Source organism: Sphingomonas mollis (assembly GCF_016427505.1).
Lineage (GTDB): Bacteria > Pseudomonadota > Alphaproteobacteria > Sphingomonadales > Sphingomonadaceae > Sphingomonas > Sphingomonas mollis.
The window spans coordinates 170,082-191,268 of sequence record NZ_JAELXS010000002.1; the positions used below are offsets into that span (position 1 = coordinate 170,082).

Below are 21,187 nucleotides of genomic sequence, written 5' to 3' on the forward strand. Positions count from 1 at the left end.
ATCAGTCGGCCGTCGCAGCGCGACGGCCCAGCATCACCGCCAGCGCGGCATGCCGCTTTTCGGTCGTTTCCGCATAGAGCGGTCGGTCATCGGGACGCAGATGCAGCGTCACGCGCGCATCGTCTATCGTCAGCCGCGTCCGGCTCAACGGCCCGGCCAACCCCCCGCTCAACCGCTGACCCAGCCGGATCGCCAGACCCCAGGCGGTGGCCCGCCGCAACGCCTCTTCGTCGGCCAGGCGGGGTAGCGGATCGGGGAAACCCGTGCCGCCGCCCAGACACGTGAACAGCGCCTGGGCCATCTGCGCCCGCTCCCCCGGCTCGATCGCCACCCACTGCCCGTGCAAGGCAACCTCGACGCCGCGTTCGGCGCGGAACTCCGGATTCGCGCGCCAACCCACATCCGCCAGCAGGCAGGCGGCATGACGGATGCGGGCCTGCGCCGGCGTCTCGTGCGCGAATAAGGGCGCGATCCAGCGGTCGAGCAGATCGCCATGTTCGGGGAAACGACCGAGCAGCCGCCCCTCCTCACGGGTCGCAACGATCAACGGATCGAGCGCGCGGGTCTCCGCATCCAGCATGCCGAAGGCAAGCCCCTCTCGCAGCCCAAAGGCGGAGACGATGGTCGTCTCGCTCCCCAGTCGGCGCAGCAATACGCCCAGCAACGCCGACGCATCGGCCAGCGTCCCCGCGCGCCCGGCCGACAGGCCGGGAATGCTCCGCAGCTTCGGCTTGCCCAGATGCGGCACCGTACGACTCAGCCGCGCAATCGTATCGGGTGTCATGCGATATTGGTGAGCGATGGGCAGCGGAAAATCGGTCAGGCCCATGTCCAGCCGGGCCAGCGCCCGCCACGATCCGCCGACCAGATACAGGGGCAATCCGGCGCCCCGCCCCGTCCAGCCCGCCTGATCGATCAGGCGCGTCGCCAGTCGATCGAGCGGCTGCCCCCGTGTCCCCGCTATCCGCAGCACCCCCAAAGGAAACGACACCCGGTCGCCGAGCCGCCCCTGCCGCACCCGCACCAGTTCCAGGCTGCCGCCGCCCAGATCGCCTACGATACCGTCCGCATCGGGAATACCGGACAACACACCTTCACCCGCCCCGGTAGCCTCCTGCTCGCCCGACAGCAATTCGACCTTCAGGCCCAGCGCGGCGGCGGCGGCGATGAATTCCGGCCCGTTCGCAGCATCGCGAACCGCCGCCGTCGCCACCGTCCGCAGCGACACGACGTCCATTTCGCGCGCGACGGCGGCAAACCGCGCAAGGGCGGTGCGCGCAATCGCCAGCGATCCCTCCTCCATCCGGCCCGTTGCAGCAAGCCCGCGGCCGAGACCCGCCATCACCTTTTCGTTGAACAACACCGCCGGGATACGCGACGGCCCCTGATACACGACCAGCCGGACCGAGTTGGAACCGATGTCGATGATGGCGGTCCGCGGCGGCGTGTCGGCCGGGCGACGGCCGAACAGCCCCACGGGCAAGCTCACGATGATGCCCGAAGAAGCAATGTCGGCACCTTCTCCAGCGCCGCACCGCGGCCGGACAGTGATGGGTTGGTCATGAAATACCGATGCAGGTTGAACGGTCGCTCGCCCGGCGCGACGCGGGTATATTCGCCGTCGCCGTCCAGTATCCAGCTCTGTTCGTCGTCGAGCAGATTGGCGACCATGACCTGGTCGAGGATCTGGTCGTGGACGGTCGGATTGGTGATCGGCAGCATATATTCGACGCGCCGGTCGAAGTTGCGCGGCATCCAGTCGGCGGACGATATGAACAGCTTGGCACCGTCGTTGGGCAGTGTCTTGCCCGCACCGAACGCCCAGATGCGACTGTGTTCCAGGAACCGGCCGATGACCGATTTGACCCGGATATTCTCCGACAACCCGGCGACCTGCGGCCGCAGGCAACAGATGCCGCGCACGATAAGGTCGATCTCGACCCCCTCGCCGCTCGCCTCGTACAGCTTGTCGATGATCGCCGGATCGACCAGACTGTTCATCTTGGCCCACATCGCCGCCGGCCGACCGGCACGGGCATGGGCGATCTCGTCATCGATCATTGCCGTCAATGTCGCCCTAAGATTGAGCGGCGACAGGCTGATGCAGTTCATGTTGCGCGGCTCGACATAGCCGGTGACGTAGTTGAACATCTGCGCAGCATCACGCCCGATCGCAGGATCGGCGGTGAAGTAACTGATATCGGTATAAATCTTCGCTGTCACCGGATGGTAGTTGCCGGTACCGAAGTGGCAATAGGTCCGGAACGCCCCGTTCTCGCGACGGACGACCATCGAGATCTTGGCATGGGTCTTCCAGTCGATGAATCCATAGACGACCTGCACGCCGGCGCGCTCCAGCTGCGACGCCCAGAACAGATTCTGTTCCTCGTCGAACCGCGCCTTCAACTCCACGACCGCGGTCACGGACTTGCCCGCCTCCGCCGCCGCCACCAGCGCGTTGATGATCGCGGACTGCTTGCCGGCACGGTATAGCGTCTGCTTGATCGCGATGACGTCGGGATCGTTGGCCGCCTGCTTTAGGAAGGCGACCACCACCTCGAACGTCTCGTACGGGTGATGGACGACGATATCCTTCGCGGCGATCGCCGCGAAACAATCGCCGGAAAATTCGCGGATGCGTTCGGGGAAGCGCGGCGTGAATGGCGGGAATTTCAGGTCCGGCCGATCCTCGTCGTACAGCAGGTCGAGATCGGCGATCCCCAGCAACTGACCGCTCTCGGTGATGATCGCATCGGCACCACCCAGTTCCACCTTCAGCAGCGCGGCCAGCGCGTCGGACATGCCGGTTTCCAGCTCAAGCCGGATCACCTTGCCGCGACGGCGGCGCTTGATCGCGTTGCGGTAGTAGCGGACGAGATCTTCCGCCTCTTCCTCGATCTCGATATCGCTGTCCCGCAGGACCCGGAACGCGGCAGCGCCATGGGCGATATACCCCGGAAAGATCAGCGGCGCGAACCGCTTCACCAGCGTTTCGATCGACACATAACGCGCCCGCTCGCCCGGCAACCGCACGAACCGTGGCGCGGAGGCTGGCAGCATGACGAGTTCGCGGATCGGTTCGTTGTCCGACATCCGCTCCAGATCGAAGATCACCGATAATCCACGATTGGGGATGAACGGAAACGGATGCGCCGGGTCGAGCGCCTGCGGTGTCAGAATCGGGAAGATCTGGTCGCGGAAATGATCCTCCAGCCAGTCGTTCGCCTCGTCATCGATCGAATCGCGACGCAGCACCCACAGGCCGGATTCGTCGAGCAGCGTGCGCAGGTCCGCCCATACCGCCTGCTGGCTTTCCATCAGCCGATCCGCCTCGGCGATGATCGCGCCCAGCTGCTGCCCCGGCGTCAACCCGTCGGCCGACCGGCGGTCGACGTCCTGCGATTGCTGCCCTTTCAATCCGGCGACGCGGACCATGAAGAATTCGTCCAGGTTCGATCCGCAGATCGACAGGAAGCGCAGTCGTTCCAGCAGGGGATGCGCGCTGTTGCACGCCTCCTCCAGCACCCGCCGGTTGAACGCGAGCCATGACAGTTCGCGATTGAAATACCGCTCGCTATCCCCCGTCGCGACGGGATCGTCGTCGGCATGGTCGAGATGGGCGATATGGGATGGGCGGGTCATGCGTCCTCGGTTCTGATCGGCAACAGGCCGGCGTCGGTGAGTGTCGTGCGTGCCAGGGGAATGGTCAGCCGGCGATGGCGTTCCGAAGTTTCCTGATCCAGCGCGTCTACCACGCGTTCCATGGCAAGATGACTACGCTCGATCCGCGAAGCCAGCCAGTCGAGCAGATCGGGCCGGGCGTCTATCACCCGGCGCTCGAACATCCGGTCGAGCAGCGCACGCGTCAACGCATCGTCGGGCGGCCCGATCGCCACGTGCGGACTGGCCGCGAGCCTCGATCGCAGGTCGGGCAAGGTGATCGACCAGATCGGCGGCGGCGCATCCGCCACGATCACCAACGGTCGCCCGTCCGCCTGCGCATTGTTCCACGCGTGGAAAAGATCCGTCTCGTCCACCCGCTCGGCATCGTCGATGATCGTCCCCCCGCTCTTGGCGGCGAAGATGCGGGCGAGCAGGCTGCGGCCGGACCGGCGTGGACCGGTCAGCATCGCGGCGCGGACCGGCCACGTTCCCCAATGCTCCAGCAGATAGACGGCATGGGCGTTGGACGGCGTAACTAGAAAGGCGTCGTCACGCGGGTCGGCGGGCCACGCCAGCGGCAGCGCCATCTGGCTCATCCGGGAACGCCCGTACCGGACGCCGATGGTGCCGGCGTCGGCCGGCTGATCCGCAACGTCGTCCCCGATCCCGCCACCTGATACCCACGCGACTGCAAGGCAGCCGCCAGCAGGGCGGGATCGCCGTCCACCACCACCCGCATCAACGACACGCCACCCAATGCCAGACTGGTCGTACCCGCTGAGCGCACGCCCGGAATGCCGCGCACCAGCGCCTCGGTATTGGCGACGCTGGCGGTGCCGGGCGTATCGTACTGCAACGTCACCGTTGCGCCTGCGTTGGCCTGGGCGAGATCGGCGAGGATACCGTCGATCGTCGGATCGGCCGATGGCGTCGGCGTGGCGGCCGGATCGGGCGGCGGCGTCAGGCTGGCGTCGGGGTTCAACATGCCCTGACGCAATGCCTGCTGATAAAGGGCATCGATCCGCGCGACGCCGGTGTCGAGCAGCTGCGGCAGCCCCTCGGCACTACCGACTCGCAAAGAGAAACTGCTGATAAGCCGGTTATCGGGTCCATGCCGCGCCTGGAACACGCCGACGACCGGACCGCCCGGCCATTGCCGATATAATCGCACCGTCGGGATCAGGATGTCCGACGCGCCATATTGATCGATGATCGTCCGCCACCATCCACGACCCGGCCGCTGTGCCTGACCGACGTTCAGCAACAGCGAATCGGCGCCGGTCCCCGATGGTCGGACATAATCGATGGTGCTGTTCCCGGTGCGGAACCGGGCCCAGGCCTGTTGCCAGTCGGTGCGCCGCTCGAACACCTGACCGACGCCGCCCGACCATTGCACCGGCACCACCAGCATCGGCGGCGATCGATCGGCATAGGCCGCCACGCCCAGCAGCGATCCGGCCCGCGCGCGGTTGAACAGGACGCCGAGCCGGGCGATGTACCGGTTCGGCCCGATCTGCTCGTTCTCCACGACGATGCCCGACACCATCTGGTCGAGCGTGCCATCGGAGACGAGGCCACCGGTACCACCCAGCCGGCGCGACAGTTGCACCCACGCCTTGCGCTGCGCCAGCCGCCAGCCGCCGAGACGGGCCGCCTCGGCTGTCTTGCCACCGACATCCACGGTCACGCCGCTCACTTCGAACGCACCGCCATTGTCGATCGGCGCGACGCCGCGGTCGCCGCCTTCGATCTGCGCCAGCGTGCCGGACCCCGCGAGCAGGGCCATCACGGCAAGGGAAGCGATCAAGGGGCGGCGCATGGCCCGCGCCTTTTGCAGAACCGGGCGTGGAAATCCAAGCGCGATATGTCTAGGCGACGTTTCATGACCGACCAGCCCACTCCCGACGCCTCCGGCACGCCCTCCTACACCTATGCCGATGCGGGCGTCTCGATCGCGGCGGGCAACGCGCTCGTCCGGGCGATCGCCCCCCTCGCCCGTTCCACCCGGCGACCGGGCGCGGATGCCGATCTCGGCGGCTTCGGCGGCCTGTTCGACCTGAAGGCGGCGGGCTTCACCGATCCGCTGCTCGTCGCGGCAAACGACGGCGTCGGCACCAAGCTGAAACTGGCGATCGAATGGGACCGCCATGAGGGCGTCGGTGTCGATCTGGTCGCGATGTGCGCCAACGACCTGATCGTGCAGGGCGCCGAGCCACTGTTCTTCCTGGACTATTACGCCAGCGGCAAGCTGGAAGCCGGTGTCGCCGAGCGGGTCATCGCCTCGATCGCGGAAGGCTGTCGTCAGGCGGGATGCGCGCTGATCGGTGGCGAAACCGCCGAGATGCCCGGCATGTATGCGCCCGGCGATTACGACCTCGCCGGCTTCTGCGTCGGCGCGGTCGAGCGCGAGCAATTGCTTACCGGCAAGACGATCGGTCACGGCGATATCGTGCTCGGGCTGGCATCGACCGGCGTCCATTCCAACGGCTTTTCGCTGGTCCGCCGGCTGGCCGCCGACAAGGGGTGGAAACTCGATCGCCCCGCCTTGTTCGATCAGGACCGGTTGCTGATCGACTGGCTGATGGCCCCGACTCGCATCTATGTCGCCAGCCTGCTGCCGGTTCTGCGCGAGGGGCGCATCAAGGGCCTCGCCCATATCACCGGCGGCGGCCTGCTGGAAAATATCCCGCGCGTGTTGCCGGCGGATGCCCATGCGGTGATCGATGCGGCGGCCTGGGAGCAATCCCGCCTGATGGCCTTCCTGCAAGCGCAGGGCGCGATCGAGCCGGAGGAGATGGCCCGCACCTTCAACTGCGGCATCGGCATGGCCGTAATCGTCGCCGCCGATGAGGCTGAATCCGTTGCCGCCTCGCTGACGGCGGCGGGCGAGACGGTGGCCACCATCGGTCATATCGAACGCGGCGCGCGCGGTTGCACGGTCAGCGGTTCCGCTGGCACGTGGAGCGCGCGGGAGGACTGGACCGCCACCCATGTCGGCTGAGGCCTCCGTCGCCATCCTGATATCCGGCCGGGGATCGAACATGATGGCGCTGGTCGAGCAGGCGCGCGGCTACCGCGTCGCGCTGGTCGCATCGGACAAGCCCGATGCGGCGGGACTCGACTGGGCGAAGCAGCGTGGTCTCGCAACCTGGGCGCTCAGTCCCAGGGGCATCGGCAAGGCGGCGTACGAAGCGGCGCTGGACACCGCGCTGCGCGACGCCGGCGTCGGGACGATCGCACTGGCGGGCTACATGCGGCTCTTGTCGGACGACTTCGTCGCGCGCTGGCGGGGGCGGATCGTCAATATCCACCCCTCGCTACTGCCGAAGTACAAGGGCCTCGACACGCACGCCCGAGCCATTGAGGCGGGGGATGCATTCGGCGGCTGTTCCGTCCATGTCGTGACCGAGGAACTGGATGGTGGTGCGGTGCTGGGTCAGTCGCAGGTCCCGATCGTTGCGGGTGACGACGCCGACACGCTGGCGGCGCGGGTCCTGACCGCCGAACACGCGTTGTACCCACATATGCTGGCGGAGTTCGTGATGACCCCTTTCGATCGTGTTCGTGACACCGCCCTGAAACTGCCGGAGGTGGAGGAGCGGCCCAGCCACGGTCAGCCGACCTTCTTCGTGGCGGGCAAGCAGTTCGCCCAGTTGCGGGACGGTCATCATGGTGATGGCCTGACGGTCGTATGCGTCCGCACCGGCGATGTCGACGAACAGGCGATGCTGGTCGATGCCGCGCCCGACGTCTATTCGACCCCGTCCTATCTTGGCGCCAGCGGTTGGGTGGCGATGAATCTGACGGGCGAGGTCGACTGGCCGTTGATCGAGGACCGCATCGCGCGAAGCTGGGAACTGGCGGCACCGGCGCGGCTGCTGGAGGCGGGCGGGCGATGAGCGAGACATCGGAACAGGCCACCCGCCGCCGCTGGGTCACGCTGGCCGAGGTCGTGGCCGTCGCCGGCGTGCTGATCGCCGCGTTGACGCTGTGGAGCAACTGGTCCGACCGCCGCGCCGACGAAGCCGAAAAAGTAGCGGAACGGACGGCCGAGCGGACCGAGCGGTCGCGGATCGATCTGACCGCGACGGTGGAGGATGGCGGCCGCCGACTGGCGTTGAAGGACGAGAAGCACGATCTTCAGGACCTGGTGATCGCTTTCCCCCGTGCGCTGGGCATCGCAACCAGGCAGCCGGTGTCGGACGTGGCGATCCTCGCCGATTGGTTCGAGGCGCCGCTCCTGAAGCTGACCGACGGCGGAGCGGACGAGCGGGAGGGGCGGCTGCCCGTCCTCGTCACCGTCCGGTACTGGGATGGTGATACGCAGCGCAGCGCGACCGGCGTGTACAATGTGATCTGGCGCACCGAGGGCCGATTGCTGCGTGGCCGAACTGTAAAACTGGAAGGATTGCGACTTCGACAGCGGGGCGGCGGTCAGGCACAGGTCGATGCGTTATGGGCGAAGGAAAAGCCCTGAAACGACGCCCGATACCAGATCAATCAGCGCTGATGACCCGCGCATAGACGCAGTCGTCATTCAGGCTGTTGCCAACCTTGAACTGGCGCTCGCTCGTCATCACGAACCCCTGACGCTCGTAGAACGCCCGCGCCCGCGCATTGCGGCCGAATACGCCCAGCAATATCCGCCCGGCGCCCCTTGCTCGGGCATCCGCGATCGCCCGGTCCATCAGCGCCGCGCCAAGCCCGGTGCCGTGCGTCATCGCCATGGTGTAGATTCGCCGAAGTTCGATATCGCCGGCAAGCGTCGGTCCGACGTCGTCCGGCACCGTCAGAACGGTGTAACCGACCGGAGCAGCGCCATCGGGATGCTCCGCCAGCATGACGATCGTCTCGGGATCGCCGGCCCATGCCATGAACTGATCCGGCCCACTCTTCGCCGCGATATGGGCGACGATATCCTCGCCGGACAGGAAACCCGCAAAGGTTTCGAGAAAACTCGCGGCCGCGACGAGCGACAGGGCGGACGCATCCGCCGCCGTCGCCCGTCGCAGCCGCCAGCGCATCAGCCGACGATCTCTTCCGGCTTGAAGAAGTATGCGATCTCGATCTCGGCATTCTCGTCCGAATCGGAACCGTGGACGGTGTTTGCCTCGATCGATTCGGCCAGTTCCTTGCGGATCGTGCCGGCGTCGGCATTGGCCGGGTTGGTGGCGCCCATGATGTCGCGGTTACGCTGCATGGCATTCTCGCCCTCCAGCACCTGTACGACGACGGGGCCGGAGATCATGAACGAGACGAGGTCGTTGAAGAACGGCCGCTCGCGGTGGACGGCATAGAAGCCCTCGGCCTGGTCCCTGGTCATATGGATGCGCTTGGACGCGATGACCCGCAGGCCGGCTTCCTCCAGCATCTTGGTGACCGCACCGGTCAGGTTGCGGCGGGTGGCATCGGGCTTGATGATCGAAAAGGTACGGTTCGCGGCCATGATGGTCACGGGCTCCTGTGTTTTGAAAAGGGGAAAAGCGCCGCCACCCTAGTCCCGCAGCGGCCATGTTGCAACGCTCACGCCGCCTGCTCCCATCGTCCCGCCTCGTTCTGCTTCCAGTAACGGCGCTCCACGCCCTCGCGATCGGCCAGTGCCTTCCATGCCAGCCGTGCTTCGCGGATGCGATCGTCGTCGAAGAAATGGAAAGCACGGTCGAAATCGAGCGCGTCGTCGCGCCATACGCCATCGACGAGAGCGATGTGGCGGGCGTTGTTCGCGGCATTGACGTCCGGCGCGATCAGCACCGGCTGAGCTGCGTCGTCCGCATCGCCCAGTTGCGCATGGGGCAGGAAACTGTCGGGCGTATATTGCCACAGCAGGCGGTCGAGGTGCCGACGCTGTTCCTCATTATCCGTAACGATCAGCAGGCGGGCGCCCGTCGATATGACCTTGGCCGCGATCTGCGGAAGGGCGCGGTCGAGCGGAGTGGCGGTGAGGTGGTAGAAATCGACCTGCATGGCGGGCGGTGTAGCGGAGTGGGAAGGCCGGCTCCAGCAAGGTTGTCAGGCGCACACTGTTGTTCCCCGGCGGAGGCCGGGGTCCAGTTGGGTGAAGTGTCGCGATCTGCAACCATAGCCAATCCAACTGGACCCCGGCCTCCGCCGGGGAACGGAAGCTCATTTCTCGAAATTATCCGCGACGAACCGGTCGAGCAGCTTCACGCCATAACCGGTCGCACCCTTGTCCCAGGTCGGGCCGGCCTTGTCGGACCACACCATGCCGGCGATATCGAGATGCGCCCATTTCACGCCGTCATCGACGAAGCGCTGGATGAATTGTGCGGCGGTGATCGATCCGGCACCGCGTGGGCCGACGTTCTTCATGTCGGCGATCGGGCTATCGATCATCTTGTCGTAGGTGGCAGACAGCGGGAAGCGCCACAGCTTGTCGTCGGTCGCCAGCCCGGCCGCCAGCAACTGATCGGCCAGCGTGTCGTCGTTCGAGAACAATCCGCCATGTTCGTTGCCCAGCGCGACGATCATCGCGCCAGTCAGCGTGGCGAGATCGACGATGGTCTTCGGCCGGAACGTCTTCTGCGTCCAGGTGATCGCATCGGCCAGCACCAGCCGACCCTCGGCATCGGTGTTCAGCACCTCGATCGTCTGGCCGGACATCGACGTCACGACGTCACCCGGCCGCGTCGCCGCGCCGTCTGGCATGTTCTCGACCAGACCGCAGACACCGACGACGTTCGCCTTCGCCTTGCGCCCCGCCAGCGCCTTCATCGCGCCGACGACCGCACCGGCGCCGCCCATGTCCCACTTCATGTCTTCCATGCCGGCCGCCGGCTTGATCGAGATGCCGCCGGTGTCAAACGTCACGCCCTTGCCAACCAGCGCCAGATCGGGATCGCCCTCGCCCGCCCCCTGCCAGCGCAGCGCCAGTACGCGGGCCTCGCGGACCGAACCCAGACTGACGGCGAGCAGCGAACCCATGCCGAGCGCGCGCATCTCGTCCTCGTCGAGGGTCGTGATCTCCAGACCTAGCCCCTCGACATCGGCGCGCACGCGCTCGACGAAGGTTTCCGGATAGATGATGTTGGGCGGTTCGGCGACGAGGGTACGGGTGAGCGCCAGCCCTTGCGTGATCGCATCCTGCGTCCGCCACGCCTCGTCCGTGCCATCCGGTGCGCCCGCGACGGTGATCGTGGCCAGCGTCGGCTTTGCGGTGTCGGCCAGTTTGGTCCGGTACACGTCATGACGCCACGCCCGCTGGACGGCGGCGGCGGCGAGACGGGCGGCGGCGGTGGGTGTCGCACCGCTGCCGGCCAGATCGATGGCGAGTTCCGTCGCACCCGACGTCAGCACCCGCGCGACGATCGCGCCGCCCGCCTTCGTCCAGTCGCCATCGGCGCCCGCGCCGACCCCGACCAGCAGCACGCGCTTTACCGCATCGCCGGGGACGAACAGTTCGACGACCGAACCGGCCTCGCCAGAGAAGCGGGCGGCGGCCGCGGCGGCGCGGGCGATCGGTTCCACACCCTCGCCGACCTGCGCCCATTCAATGCGCGCCAGGCCGTCCTTGCCGAGGGGAAGGACTACGAACGGCGCGTCTGGGGCGATGGCGGGAATGAAGTGGATCTGCATGAAGTTCCTCTTTGTCTCTGCGTCCCATCTAGGGTCCGACGCGCCCTTAACAAGCGCAACCGCCCGCTTGCATTGCAGCGCGGGGCCGGCGATGCGATAGGCGCATCGTAACAAGTGGCCGTATCAGGGCGGCCGCATCGACCGAAGGGGTCCAGTACCAGTGTCGCGTTTCAGCCTGCCGACCGGCTGTGCCCCCACCCCCGTGTCGGCGCCCATGCTGGCGCCAATGCTGGCAACCGTGCTCGCCTTGATCCTGGCGACGCCGGGGATCGCCACCGCGCAGGATCTGCAGGACCGGTCGGTGACCCCGGCCGCCCCCGTCGCGCCGCCAGTGGCGACACCACCGCCCACCGACGATCAGGTGCAGTTCAGCGCGACGACGCTGGAATATGATTACGACGCCGACATCGTCACCGCGACGGGCGACGTCCGCATGCTGCGCCAGGGCGAGCGGCTGCGCGCCGACAAGGTCGTGTGGAACCGCAAGACCGGCAAGGTCGTGGCGACCGGCGACATCGCCATCGCCAATCCGCAGGGCGACATCGCCTATGGCGACCGCATCGACCTGACCGATTCGCTGAAGGACGGCGTGGTCGACAACATGCTGGTCGTGCTGGAACAGGGCGGGCGACTGGCCGCCGCGAAAGGCACGCGTGAGACAGACGGCACCGTCCGGCTGGTATCCGCCGCCTATACCCCGTGCGCCGTCACCAGTTCCGCCGGCTGTCCGAAGGAACCGACGTGGAAGATCACGGCGGTGCGCGTCACCTATCGGCCCGAGCGCAAGCGGGTGTATTATGATGGTGCCCGGATCAACCTGTTCGGCCTGCCAACGGTGCCCCTGCCCCGATTCTCGCACCCGGTCGGTGGCGGCAGCGACAGCGGCCTTCTCAGCCCGAACGCGCAGTACAGCCGGGTCAACGGTCTCGAATTCTCGCTACCCTATTATTTCGCGCTGGCGCCCAATCGCGGGCTGACGGTCACGCCGCATATCTACAGCAGCGTGCTGCCGATGGCGGATGTGGAATATTCGCAACTAACCAGCAACGGCGCGCTGCGCCTGCGCGGCTATCTGACGGAAAGCCGGCGCAGCGACGATCTGAACACCGTCGATCCCACGGATACCAGCCGGGCATTGCGCGGTTATCTCGACGGCACGACGCGGTATCAGTTCTCGCCGGAATGGAGCGCCAGTGGCTCGCTGCGCTGGACGACCGACCGCACGTTCCTGCGTCGCTACAACATTTCGCGCGACGACCGGCTGCGCAACACCGCGACGATCCAGCGGATCGATGCGAACAGCTATTTCGCGCTGACCGGCTGGGCGGTGCAGACGCTGCGCGTCAACGATTCGCAGGGGATGCAGCCGATCGCCCTGCCCGAGATCGATTATCGCCGCCGTTTCACCGATGGCCTGCTGGGCGGCCGGGTCGAGATGCAGCTCAACAGCCTTGCCCTGACCCGCACCGACGGGCAGGACACGCAGCGTGCCTTCGCCAGCCTGCGCTGGGACCTGCACCGTCTGACGAACTGGGGGCAGGAACTGACGCTGACCGCCTTCGCGCGCGGCGACGCCTATAACGCGCATGATACACTCAGCACCGCGGTCGCCAGCTATCGCGGCGAGGAAGGGTTCCAGACGCGGGCGATCGGCGCGGTCTCCCTCGACATGCGCTGGCCGTTGATCGGCAGTTTCGGCGCCGGGACGCAGCGATTGACGCCGCGTTTCCAGATCGTCGCCGCGCCCCGCATCAAGAATTTTTCGATCCCCAACGAGGATTCGCGCGCCGTCGATCTGGACGATGCGAACCTCTTCGCGCTCAACCGTTTCCCCGGATACGACCGGTTCGAGGATTCGACCCGTGCGACGTACGGCGCGGAATGGGCGCTCGATCTGCCGGGCTTCACGCTGGATACCGTGGTCGGCCAGAGTTACCGCCTGTCGGTACGGCCGACGATCCTGCCCGACGGCACCGGCCTGTCCGATCGCTGGTCCGATTATGTCGGACGCACCGAGTTGCGGTTCCACGATTTCGTTTCGGTCATCCACCGCTATCGACTGGACAAGGACGGGTTCCAGATCCGCCGGAACGAGATCGATGCGACGATCGGGTCGCGCGGCACCTATGCGCTGATCGGTTATCTGAAGCTGGATCGCAACATCGCGACGGTCGAGGATCTGCGCGACCGCGAAGAGGCGCGGGTCGCCGGCCGCGTGCAGTTCGCGCGCTTCTGGTCGGTGTTCGGCTCGGCGATCGTCGATCTGACCAACCGTGACGAGGACCCGCTGTCGCTGGCCGATGGCTTCGATCCCATCCGCCACCGGCTTGGCGTGCAATATGAGGACGATTGCCTGCGACTCGGCCTGACATGGCGGCGCGACTATCGCCAGATCGGTGACGCGCGGAGGGGCAACAACTTCTCGCTGACGCTGGCCTTTACCAACCTCGGTCGCTAAGCGCCTGTTCAGCATCGTGAGGATAGTCACGTCGTTTACAGACGGCGACCGGCCGAAACGACGGATGGGGATTGGTACGTACGTGAAGCATGATCGTCGACGGGCCGGTATCGGCCGATTGCTGGGTTTCGCCGCACTGGGCGCCATCGCGGGCGGTGCGCTGGCTCAGGAACAGGGCGCTGCGCCCAACTCCGCCGCCGGACTCGACCTGCCCACCAATTTCCAGCTGTTCGGCAAGCTCGACCCCAATGTCCGCAAGCCGACGGCGATCGTCAACGACACGGTCATCACCGGCACCGATCTCGACCAGCGCGTCGGGTTGGTGCTGGCCGCGAACAATCAGCAACTGAGTGCGGAGGATCGCGATCGCCTGAAGCTACAGGTGCTGCGCCAGCTGATCGACGAGACGCTGCAGATTCAGGAAGCGAAGACTGCCGACGTGACGATCACGTCGGCCGAGCTGACGCAAAGCTACGACCGGGTCGCCAAGAATTTCAACCGCACGCCCGCGCAGATGAACGTGTTCCTGCGCGAATCCGGCTCGTCCGAACGATCGCTGAAGCGGCAGATCGAAGGCGAGCTGGCGTGGCAGCGTTACCTGCGCAAAAAGGTCGAACCGTTCGTCAACATCGGCGATGCCGAGGTGAAGGCGATCATCGACCGGCTGGAAGCGTCTAAGGGGACCGAGGAGTTCAACCTCCGCGAAATCTATCTGTCGGCGAACGACGCGACGAAGGATCAGGTCGCGGCCAAGGCTCGTCAGCTGATTGCCGAAATCCAGAAGGCGCAGCAGCCGTTCGGTTTCTTCGCCCGGCAATATTCGGAAGCATCGACGCGCGGCGTCGAAGGCGATCTGGGCTGGGTACGCGGCGCACAGCTCCCGGCCGAACTCGCCACCGCCGCCCAGCAGATGCAGGTCGGGCAGGTTGCGGGGCCGATCGAGATTCCCGGCGGCTATTCGATCATCTACCTCACCGACAAGCGACAGGTGCTGACCGCCGATCCGCGTGACGCACGATTGAACCTGAAGCAGTTGACGCTCCGCTTCCCGGCCAAGACCACGCAGGCCGAGGCCAGCACCCGCGCCGCCGCGTTCGGCAAGGCGATCGAGCAGATCCAGGGTTGCGGCACGGTCGAAAAGATCGCCGCGACCGTGAACGCCGAAGTGGTAGACAACGACACGGTCCGCATCCGCGACCTGCCGCCGCAGCTGGCCGATATCATGCTGCAACTTCAGATCGGTCAGTCGACGCCGCCGTTCGGTTCTGCCGAGCAGGGCGTCCGCGCGCTGGTGTTGTGCGGTCGCGACGATCCAAAGACCGGCCAGTTGCCCTCCACCGATCAGGTCGAGAACCAGTTGCAGCAACAGCGCGTCAACCTGCGCGCCCAGCAAAAGCTACGCGATCTCCGCCGCGACGCGGTGGTGGAATATCGCTGACGGGATGGCGGCCGTGACGACGCAGCCGCTAGCGATCTCGCTCGGCGATCCCGCCGGCATCGGGCCGGAGATCGTGGCCAAGGCATGGGACGCACGGATCGAACGTAATCTGCCGCCGTTCTTCGCAGTGGGCGATGCACGGTCGGTGATGCGGGTCTGGAATGGTCCGATCGCCGCGATCACCGATCCACGCGCCGCCGCCGGCGCCTTTGCCGATGCGCTGCCGGTGATGACGGTCGAGGACGCCGGCGATATCGTGCCGGGCGTGCCCGATCCGGAGGGCGCGCGCTGCGCCCTGCGATCGATCGAACTCGCACTGGGCCTCGTCCGGTCGGGCGCCGCCAGCGCGCTCGTCACCGGGCCGGTATCCAAGTCGCAGCTTTACGCGATCGGCTTTACCCATCCCGGCCAGACCGAATTCGTTGCCGAGCGGTGCGGCGTATCGGGCGATAACGCCGTGATGATGCTCGCCGGTCCCGGCCTGCGCGTCGTGCCGATGACAACGCATGTGCCGCTGTCCGCCGTTCCCGATCTCCTCACCATCGACCTCGTCCTGCACAAGGCGCGGGCAACCGCCCGTGGCCTGCAACGAAATTTCGGGATCGACCGGCCTCGCCTCGTCATGGCCGGCCTCAACCCCCATGCCGGCGAGAGCGGCGCGATCGGGCGAGAAGAGATCGACGTGATGGAACCGGCTATCGCCATCCTGCAGGCGGAGGGCATGGATATCACCGGCCCGCACGCTGCGGACACGCTGTTCCATCCCCGCGCCCGTGCGCGGTACGACGTCGCGCTGTGCCCCTATCACGATCAGGCGCTGGTCCCGCTCAAGACGCTGTTCTTCGATGACGGCGTCAACATTACCTTGGGGCTGCCGATCGTCCGTACCTCGCCCGACCACGGCACGGCCTTCGCGATCGCCGGTCAGGACCGCGCCGAGCCGGGGGCGATGATCGCCGCGATTACGATGGCCGGAGAGGCCGCTACCCGCCGCGCCGCAACCGCCGCCGCCGTCGCGGCGTGACCATCTCCCTCCCCCCCTTGCGGGACGTGATCGCCCGTCACGGGCTATCGGCGTCCAAGGCGCTCGGCCAGAACTTCCTGTTCGATGGCCAGCTTCTCGCCCGCATTGCCGCCGTTCCCGGCGAACTGGACGGAGCCGAAGTGCTGGAGGTCGGCCCCGGTCCCGGCGGCCTCACCCGCGCCCTGTTGGCGGCCGGCGCGCGCGTCACCGCGATCGAGCGCGATCGGCGCTGCATTCCGGCGCTTGCCGAGCTGCGCGATGCCTATCCCGGACAGTTGCGGGTGATCGAGGACGACGCACTGGCGATCGATGCGCCATCGCTGTTTGCGGGCAAGCCGCACATCGTCTCCAACCTGCCCTACAACATCGGTACCGCCCTGCTGGTGGGATGGCTGTCCGCCGACTGGCAGCCATGGTGGCAATCATGCACGCTGATGTTCCAACGCGAGGTCGCCGACCGAATCGTCGCGTCGGCGAATGATGACGCCTATGGCCGGCTCGCGGTGTTGTCCCAGTGGCGCAGCACCGCACGCATCGCGATGCCCGTCCACCGCTCCGCCTTCACGCCGCCGCCCAAGGTGATGTCGGCGGTCGTCCACCTCGTGCCCACCGAACCGCCCGCCGGCGTGACGTTCAAGGTGCTGGAACGCCTGACCGCCGCCGCCTTCGGCCAGCGCCGCAAGATGCTGCGTCAGAGCGTTAAGGGGGTGCCGGGGGCTGCGGAGGCGATGGAAAAGCTGGGCATCGACCCCACCCGCCGCGCTGAAACGGTATCGGTCGAGGAATTCGTCACGCTGGCCAGAGCGCTCTCGTAAATTCTTCCGGCCGCCGGCGGACTTCTTCGAAAATGTGCCCCCCACTGCTGCTTCCCCGGCGGAGGCCGGGGTCCAGTCGGGATAGCTGCAATGGGTCTTTCACGGCCGTTCACCCAACTGGACCCCGGCCTCCGCCGGGGAACAGGATCAGTTGGGCGAAGGTCACCGCCGGAATAACAACACAGCGACCGCTACTGCTTCGCCGCCACCGGCCTGGTATCCGCCTGCGCCGTCGTCACCGGCGGTCCCTTGGCGATCACCGCCGCCAGTGTCGTCGCCTCCGGACAGGCGCCCTTGCAGAGCGTCCTCAGCTTGGCAAGATTGTCCTTGGCCCGCGAAATCGCGCCCTTCGCCACCAATGCTTCGCCCTGACCCTTCAACGCCACGCGGTCATTGGGTTCCAGCAACAGCGCCTCGCGATACAGCCGGATCGCCTTGCCCGGCAGGCCGCGCTGACCCGCGACTTCGGCCAGCACGATGAAGGCCCCCCGGTTGCGTGGATCGACCGCGACCGCCGTTTCCAGCGTATCCGTCGCCCCGTCGAGATTGCCCGCCGCCTTGAGGGCGCGTCCCTGCGTCAGCAATTGCAGCGAGCGGGCGTCGATCTGATCGTCCGGCCGCTGACCCTGCAGCGACGTGGTGATGCTGACGGTCGCCAGCGCGGCGGCTAGGGCGACGGACGAAAAGCGCATGATCGTCTCCATGGGGGACCTGGAGTGTTTGCGTATCACGGCGCCACCAGCCGCGCGACGAAAAACCCGTCCGTGCCGTCGTTTGCGGGATCGAGCCGGATACCGAAGCCATGCCGCCGTCCAGCCGGAAGATCGGGCGTCTCCGCCCGCCAACCCGGATGATCCGCCAGAAACGCATCGACCTGTTCGCGGCCCTCCGCATCGAGCAGCGAGCAGACGATATAGACCAGGCTGCCACCCGGCTTCACCAGTTCCGCACCGATGCCGAGCACATGCCGCTGCGTATCGACCAGCCGCACGAGCCGATCCGGCGTCAGCCGCCAGCGCGCCTCCGGATTGCGGCGCCACGTTCCCGTCCCCGAACACGGCGCATCGACCAGCACGCCATCGGCGGACGCGTGCCACGTCTCCAGCGCGGCCAGTTCGCTCTTGGGATCAAGCAACCGCGTCTCGATGCTGGTCGCCCCTGCCCGTTCCGCCCGCGCCGGCAGCCGCGACAAACGGGTACGATCGGTATCGCAGGCCAGCAGCGTTCCCTGATCCTGCATCCGCGCCGCCAGCGCCAGCGTCTTGCCGCCCGCACCCGCGCACAGATCGACGATACGGTCGCCCGCCCTCGCCGGCATTGCGAGGCCGACGATCTGGCTGCCCTCGTCCTGCACCTCGATCGATCCGTCGCGCCATGCCGGCAATGCCTCGACATTGGTGCCTGTCGGCAACCGCATGCCGCCGACTGCACGCGACAAAGGCGTTGCATCCGGCAGGTCGGGGGCCGCCTTCAACGCGTTGACCCGAACATCCAGCGTCGCGCGCGAGATCAGCGCCGGCAACGCATCGGCCGACAGTCCCGACGCCATCAGCGCCTCGATCAGCCATGGCGGCGCGATGCCGGGTTCCGCGCGCACCTCGTCCGGCCCTATCGCCGCCGGGCCATGCGCCACGCCGTCGAACGTCGCGGCGATGGCGGGATCGGTATCGGCCAGCAACAGCATCGCCGCCCGGCCGCTCGGCGGCACATCGCCCGCCAGCCGGATCGCGGCATAGACCAGCTCGCGCACCGCGCGGCGGTCCTTCGACCCGGCATAGCGGCGCGTGCCGAAGTAACGCGCGATCAGCGTGTCGGCCGCAGCCCCGCCTTCACGCGCGGCGGTGATGATGGCGTCGAGCAACTCGATCGCGGCTTCGGTACGGGCGCCTGGTGTCATGATGGCACCCCTTCATGCTGGTTAACGGGTTGGGTAATTGGGAGCCTCACGCGTAATCGTCACGTCGTGGACGTGGCTTTCCTTCAGGCCGGCACCGGTGATCTGCACGAACTCCGCCTTGCGCTGAAGATCGGGGATGGTCGCGGCGCCGGTATAGCCCATCGCCGCCTTGATACCGCCGACGAGCTGGTGGATCACCTCGCGGGCCGCGCCCTTGAACGCGACCTGCCCCTCGATGCCTTCGGGAACCAGCTTCATCTGGTCCTTGATGTCGCCCTGAAAATACCGGTCCGCCGACCCGCGACCCATGGCGCCGACCGATCCCATGCCGCGATAGGATTTATAGGCGCGGCCCTGATACAGGAACGTCTCGCCCGGCGCTTCCTCGGTGCCGGCCAGCAGCGATCCGACCATGCAGGTCGATGCGCCCGCCGCCAGCGCCTTGGCGAGATCGCCGGAGGTACGCAGGCCGCCATCGGCGATCACCGGCACGCCGGCCTTCGCACCCTCTTCGGCGCAATCCATGACCGCCGTCAGCTGCGGGACGCCGACGCCGGCGACGATGCGGGTGGTGCAGATCGATCCGGGACCGATGCCCACCTTGATCCCGTCCGCGCCCGCATCGATCAGCGCCCGCGTGGCGGCGCCCGTCGCGACGTTGCCGGCGACGACCTGCACGGTGTTCGACAGGCGCTTCACCCGATCGACCGCGGCCGCGACCTCGCTGTTATGGCCATGCGCGGTGTCGATGATGACCAGATCGACCTCGGCATCGACCAGCGCCTCGGTCCGCGCGAAGCCCTTGTCGCCGACCGTGGTGGCGGCGGCGACGCGCAGGCGGCCGGTGGCGTCCTTGGTCGCATCCGGGTGGATCGCGGCTTTCTCGATATCCTTGACGGTGATGAGCCCGACGCAGCGATAATCGTTGTCGACCACCAGCAGCTTCTCGATCCGGCGCTGGTGCAACAGGCGGCGTGCCTCCTCCTGCCCGACATCCGTCGACACCGTGGCGAGGTTCTCGTGCGTCATCAGTTCGGACACGAGCTGGCGGGGGTCCTCGGCAAAGCGCACGTCGCGGTTGGTGAGGATACCGGCGAGCCGGCCGTTCGCCTCGACCACGGGAATGCCGCTGATCCGGTGATGCGTCATCAGCGCCTGCGCCTCCGCCAGCGTGGCGGTCGGCGCGATCGTGATCGGGTTAACGACCATACCGCTTTCGAATCGCTTCACCTGACGGACAGCGGCTACCTGTTCCTCGATCGTCAGGTTCCGGTGGAGCACGCCGATGCCACCCAGTTGCGCCATGACGATCGCCATGTCGGCCTCCGTCACGGTATCCATCGCCGCCGATACGACTGGGATGTTCAGCGAGATACCGCGGGTGATCTGCGTACGCGTGTCCGCCATACTCGGCAGTACCGAGGAGGCCGCAGGCACGAGCAGCACGTCGTCAAAGGTTAGACCGAGGCGGATATCCATGGGGGCTGCCGAATCCTGCAGTGAGGGCAAGTGGCGGGCCATGTAACCAAGATGGGCGCCTCTCGCTAGGGGCAGCGGCATCGATCGCTCGATACACTTGGCGACGGCGATCGGGAACGATAGGGATCGCCTGACGATTGCCGACCCACGGCGGCGGGGAGGATGCCTGGTCCATGACGAGGAACCAGTATTGCAGCCCCGACTTGATTCCCTGCCGATCGGCCGACCGCACAGCGTGGCGGAGGATGCCTATGCGCTGGCGATCGGCTGCATCCTGCTGGTGCTGGGACTGGTCTTCCTGAAATCGGCGGGGCTGGTGACGGGCGGCATCGCCGGTGTTGCGCTGCTGTTGTCCTATCTGATCCCGTTGCCGGCGGGCGTGCTGTTCACGATCATCAACGTGCCCTTCTTCGCCTTCGCCCACAAGGCGCTGGGCGCGCGGTTCGCGATCAAGACGGTGCTGGTGAATGTCGGCATCGCCACCTTCTCCAGCCTGACGCGCGTGTCGATTCACGTGATGGACGTGCAGCCGGCCTTCGCCGCGATCGTCGGCGGCACGTTGATCGGCATGGGTATCCTGTGTCTCGCGCGGCATCAGGCGGGTGTCGGCGGCACCGGTGTCATCACCCTGTGGCTGCAACGGACGCGGGGGTGGAACGCCGGTTCGACGCAGATCGTGCTCGACGTCCTGATCCTGTCGGCCGCGATCCCCGTCGTCAGCGGCGTGCAACTCGGCTGGTCGATCCTGAGCGCGGCGGCGATCAGCCTGATCCTGATCGCGTGGCATCGGCCGGGCCGCTATATCGGCCACTGATCCCGT

At 66.9% G+C, this 21,187-nt stretch carries 19 protein-coding genes; 8 read left to right on the forward strand and 11 right to left on the reverse strand.

The features are described 5' to 3' along the window. Position 1: 1 nt before the first annotated feature. From JAO74_RS04265 to JAO74_RS04280, 4 genes are read right to left on the reverse strand one after another with little or no spacing between them, the layout of a single operon-like run. Entirely contained in the window at positions 2-1,489 is a 1,488-nt protein-coding gene (locus JAO74_RS04265; protein WP_416194279.1) for a Ppx/GppA phosphatase family protein, read from the reverse strand. Next, positions 1,486-3,642 (reverse strand): RNA degradosome polyphosphate kinase, encoded by a 2,157-nt coding sequence (locus JAO74_RS04270; protein WP_199035497.1) that lies wholly within the window; start codon positions 3,640-3,642, stop codon positions 1,486-1,488. The genes JAO74_RS04265 and JAO74_RS04270 overlap by 4 nt, the downstream gene beginning before the upstream one ends. Beyond that, positions 3,639-4,259, reverse strand: coding sequence for an HdaA/DnaA family protein (locus tag JAO74_RS04275; RefSeq protein ID WP_199035498.1), 621 nt, complete (start codon positions 4,257-4,259; stop codon positions 3,639-3,641). The genes JAO74_RS04270 and JAO74_RS04275 overlap by 4 nt, the downstream gene beginning before the upstream one ends. Beyond that, complete coding sequence (locus JAO74_RS04280) at positions 4,256-5,482, reverse strand: heavy-metal-associated domain-containing protein (protein WP_199035499.1); 1,227 nt, start codon at positions 5,480-5,482, stop codon at positions 4,256-4,258. Before JAO74_RS04280 ends, JAO74_RS04275 begins: the two co-directional genes overlap by 4 nt. A gap of 63 nt (positions 5,483-5,545) precedes the next feature. Here JAO74_RS04280 and purM point away from each other — a divergent pair, with 63 nt between their 5' ends. From purM to JAO74_RS04295, 3 genes are read left to right on the forward strand one after another with little or no spacing between them, the layout of a single operon-like run. After that, positions 5,546-6,664: a phosphoribosylformylglycinamidine cyclo-ligase gene (purM, locus tag JAO74_RS04285; protein ID WP_199035501.1), complete on the forward strand. Its 1,119-nt coding sequence runs from the start codon at positions 5,546-5,548 to the stop codon at positions 6,662-6,664. Continuing rightward, positions 6,654-7,562, forward strand: coding sequence for a phosphoribosylglycinamide formyltransferase (gene purN / locus JAO74_RS04290; protein ID WP_199035503.1), 909 nt, complete (start codon positions 6,654-6,656; stop codon positions 7,560-7,562). The genes purM and purN overlap by 11 nt, the downstream gene beginning before the upstream one ends. Then, positions 7,559-8,140, forward strand: a complete 582-nt coding sequence (locus tag JAO74_RS04295; protein WP_199035505.1) for a hypothetical protein — start codon at positions 7,559-7,561, stop codon at positions 8,138-8,140. The genes purN and JAO74_RS04295 overlap by 4 nt, the downstream gene beginning before the upstream one ends. A gap of 19 nt (positions 8,141-8,159) precedes the next feature. Here JAO74_RS04295 and JAO74_RS04300 read toward each other — a convergent pair whose 3' ends face one another. The 4 genes from JAO74_RS04300 to JAO74_RS04315 all read right to left on the reverse strand — a co-directional run bounded on the left by JAO74_RS04300 (position 8,160) and on the right by JAO74_RS04315 (position 11,256). Beyond that, positions 8,160-8,687 carry a GNAT family N-acetyltransferase gene (locus JAO74_RS04300; protein ID WP_199035506.1) on the reverse strand — a complete coding sequence of 176 codons (528 nt, stop codon included), beginning with the start codon at positions 8,685-8,687 and terminating at the stop codon, positions 8,160-8,162. Further along, a complete protein-coding gene (ndk, locus tag JAO74_RS04305) occupies positions 8,687-9,109 on the reverse strand; it encodes a nucleoside-diphosphate kinase (protein WP_199036068.1) in 423 nt (140 codons plus the stop codon). Before ndk ends, JAO74_RS04300 begins: the two co-directional genes overlap by 1 nt. A 77-nt stretch (positions 9,110-9,186) precedes the next feature. Next, positions 9,187-9,627: a DNA polymerase III subunit chi gene (locus tag JAO74_RS04310; protein ID WP_199035509.1), complete on the reverse strand. Its 441-nt coding sequence runs from the start codon at positions 9,625-9,627 to the stop codon at positions 9,187-9,189. A 159-nt stretch (positions 9,628-9,786) separates the two neighbouring features. Further along, positions 9,787-11,256: a leucyl aminopeptidase gene (locus JAO74_RS04315; RefSeq protein ID WP_199035511.1), complete on the reverse strand. Its 1,470-nt coding sequence runs from the start codon at positions 11,254-11,256 to the stop codon at positions 9,787-9,789. A gap of 214 nt (positions 11,257-11,470) precedes the next feature. Here JAO74_RS04315 and JAO74_RS04320 point away from each other — a divergent pair, with 214 nt between their 5' ends. The 4 genes from JAO74_RS04320 to rsmA all read left to right on the forward strand — a co-directional run bounded on the left by JAO74_RS04320 (position 11,471) and on the right by rsmA (position 16,991). Further along, the gene (locus JAO74_RS04320) at positions 11,471-13,714 is read left to right on the forward strand and encodes an LPS-assembly protein LptD (RefSeq protein ID WP_199036070.1); all 2,244 of its coding nucleotides are present in this window, start codon (positions 11,471-11,473) and stop codon (positions 13,712-13,714) included. 64 nt (positions 13,715-13,778) lie between these two features. Next, positions 13,779-15,152: a peptidylprolyl isomerase gene (locus JAO74_RS04325; RefSeq protein WP_199036072.1), complete on the forward strand. Its 1,374-nt coding sequence runs from the start codon at positions 13,779-13,781 to the stop codon at positions 15,150-15,152. A 13-nt stretch (positions 15,153-15,165) separates the two neighbouring features. Further along, positions 15,166-16,176, forward strand: a complete 1,011-nt coding sequence (gene pdxA / locus JAO74_RS04330; protein WP_416194280.1) for a 4-hydroxythreonine-4-phosphate dehydrogenase PdxA — start codon at positions 15,166-15,168, stop codon at positions 16,174-16,176. A 26-nt stretch (positions 16,177-16,202) separates the two neighbouring features. Then, a complete protein-coding gene (gene rsmA / locus JAO74_RS04335) occupies positions 16,203-16,991 on the forward strand; it encodes a 16S rRNA (adenine(1518)-N(6)/adenine(1519)-N(6))-dimethyltransferase RsmA (RefSeq protein WP_416194281.1) in 789 nt (262 codons plus the stop codon). 191 nt (positions 16,992-17,182) lie between these two features. Here rsmA and JAO74_RS04340 read toward each other — a convergent pair whose 3' ends face one another. The 3 genes from JAO74_RS04340 to guaB are packed head-to-tail and all read right to left on the reverse strand — an operon-like array spanning position 17,183 to position 20,367. Next, positions 17,183-17,683, reverse strand: a complete 501-nt coding sequence (locus tag JAO74_RS04340; protein WP_199035517.1) for a tetratricopeptide repeat protein — start codon at positions 17,681-17,683, stop codon at positions 17,183-17,185. A 35-nt stretch (positions 17,684-17,718) separates the two neighbouring features. Beyond that, on the reverse strand, positions 17,719-18,888 hold the full coding sequence (locus JAO74_RS04345; RefSeq protein ID WP_199035519.1) for an RsmB/NOP family class I SAM-dependent RNA methyltransferase: 1,170 nt from the start codon (positions 18,886-18,888) through the stop codon (positions 17,719-17,721). Between the two features lie 21 nt (positions 18,889-18,909). After that, complete coding sequence (gene guaB / locus JAO74_RS04350) at positions 18,910-20,367, reverse strand: IMP dehydrogenase (protein ID WP_199035521.1); 1,458 nt, start codon at positions 20,365-20,367, stop codon at positions 18,910-18,912. Positions 20,368-20,557: 190 nt separating this feature from the next. On the opposite strand from guaB, the gene JAO74_RS04355 reads away from it, so the two are divergent. Next, entirely contained in the window at positions 20,558-21,181 is a 624-nt protein-coding gene (locus JAO74_RS04355) for a YitT family protein (protein ID WP_199035523.1), read from the forward strand. Positions 21,182-21,187: the final 6 nt, after the last annotated feature.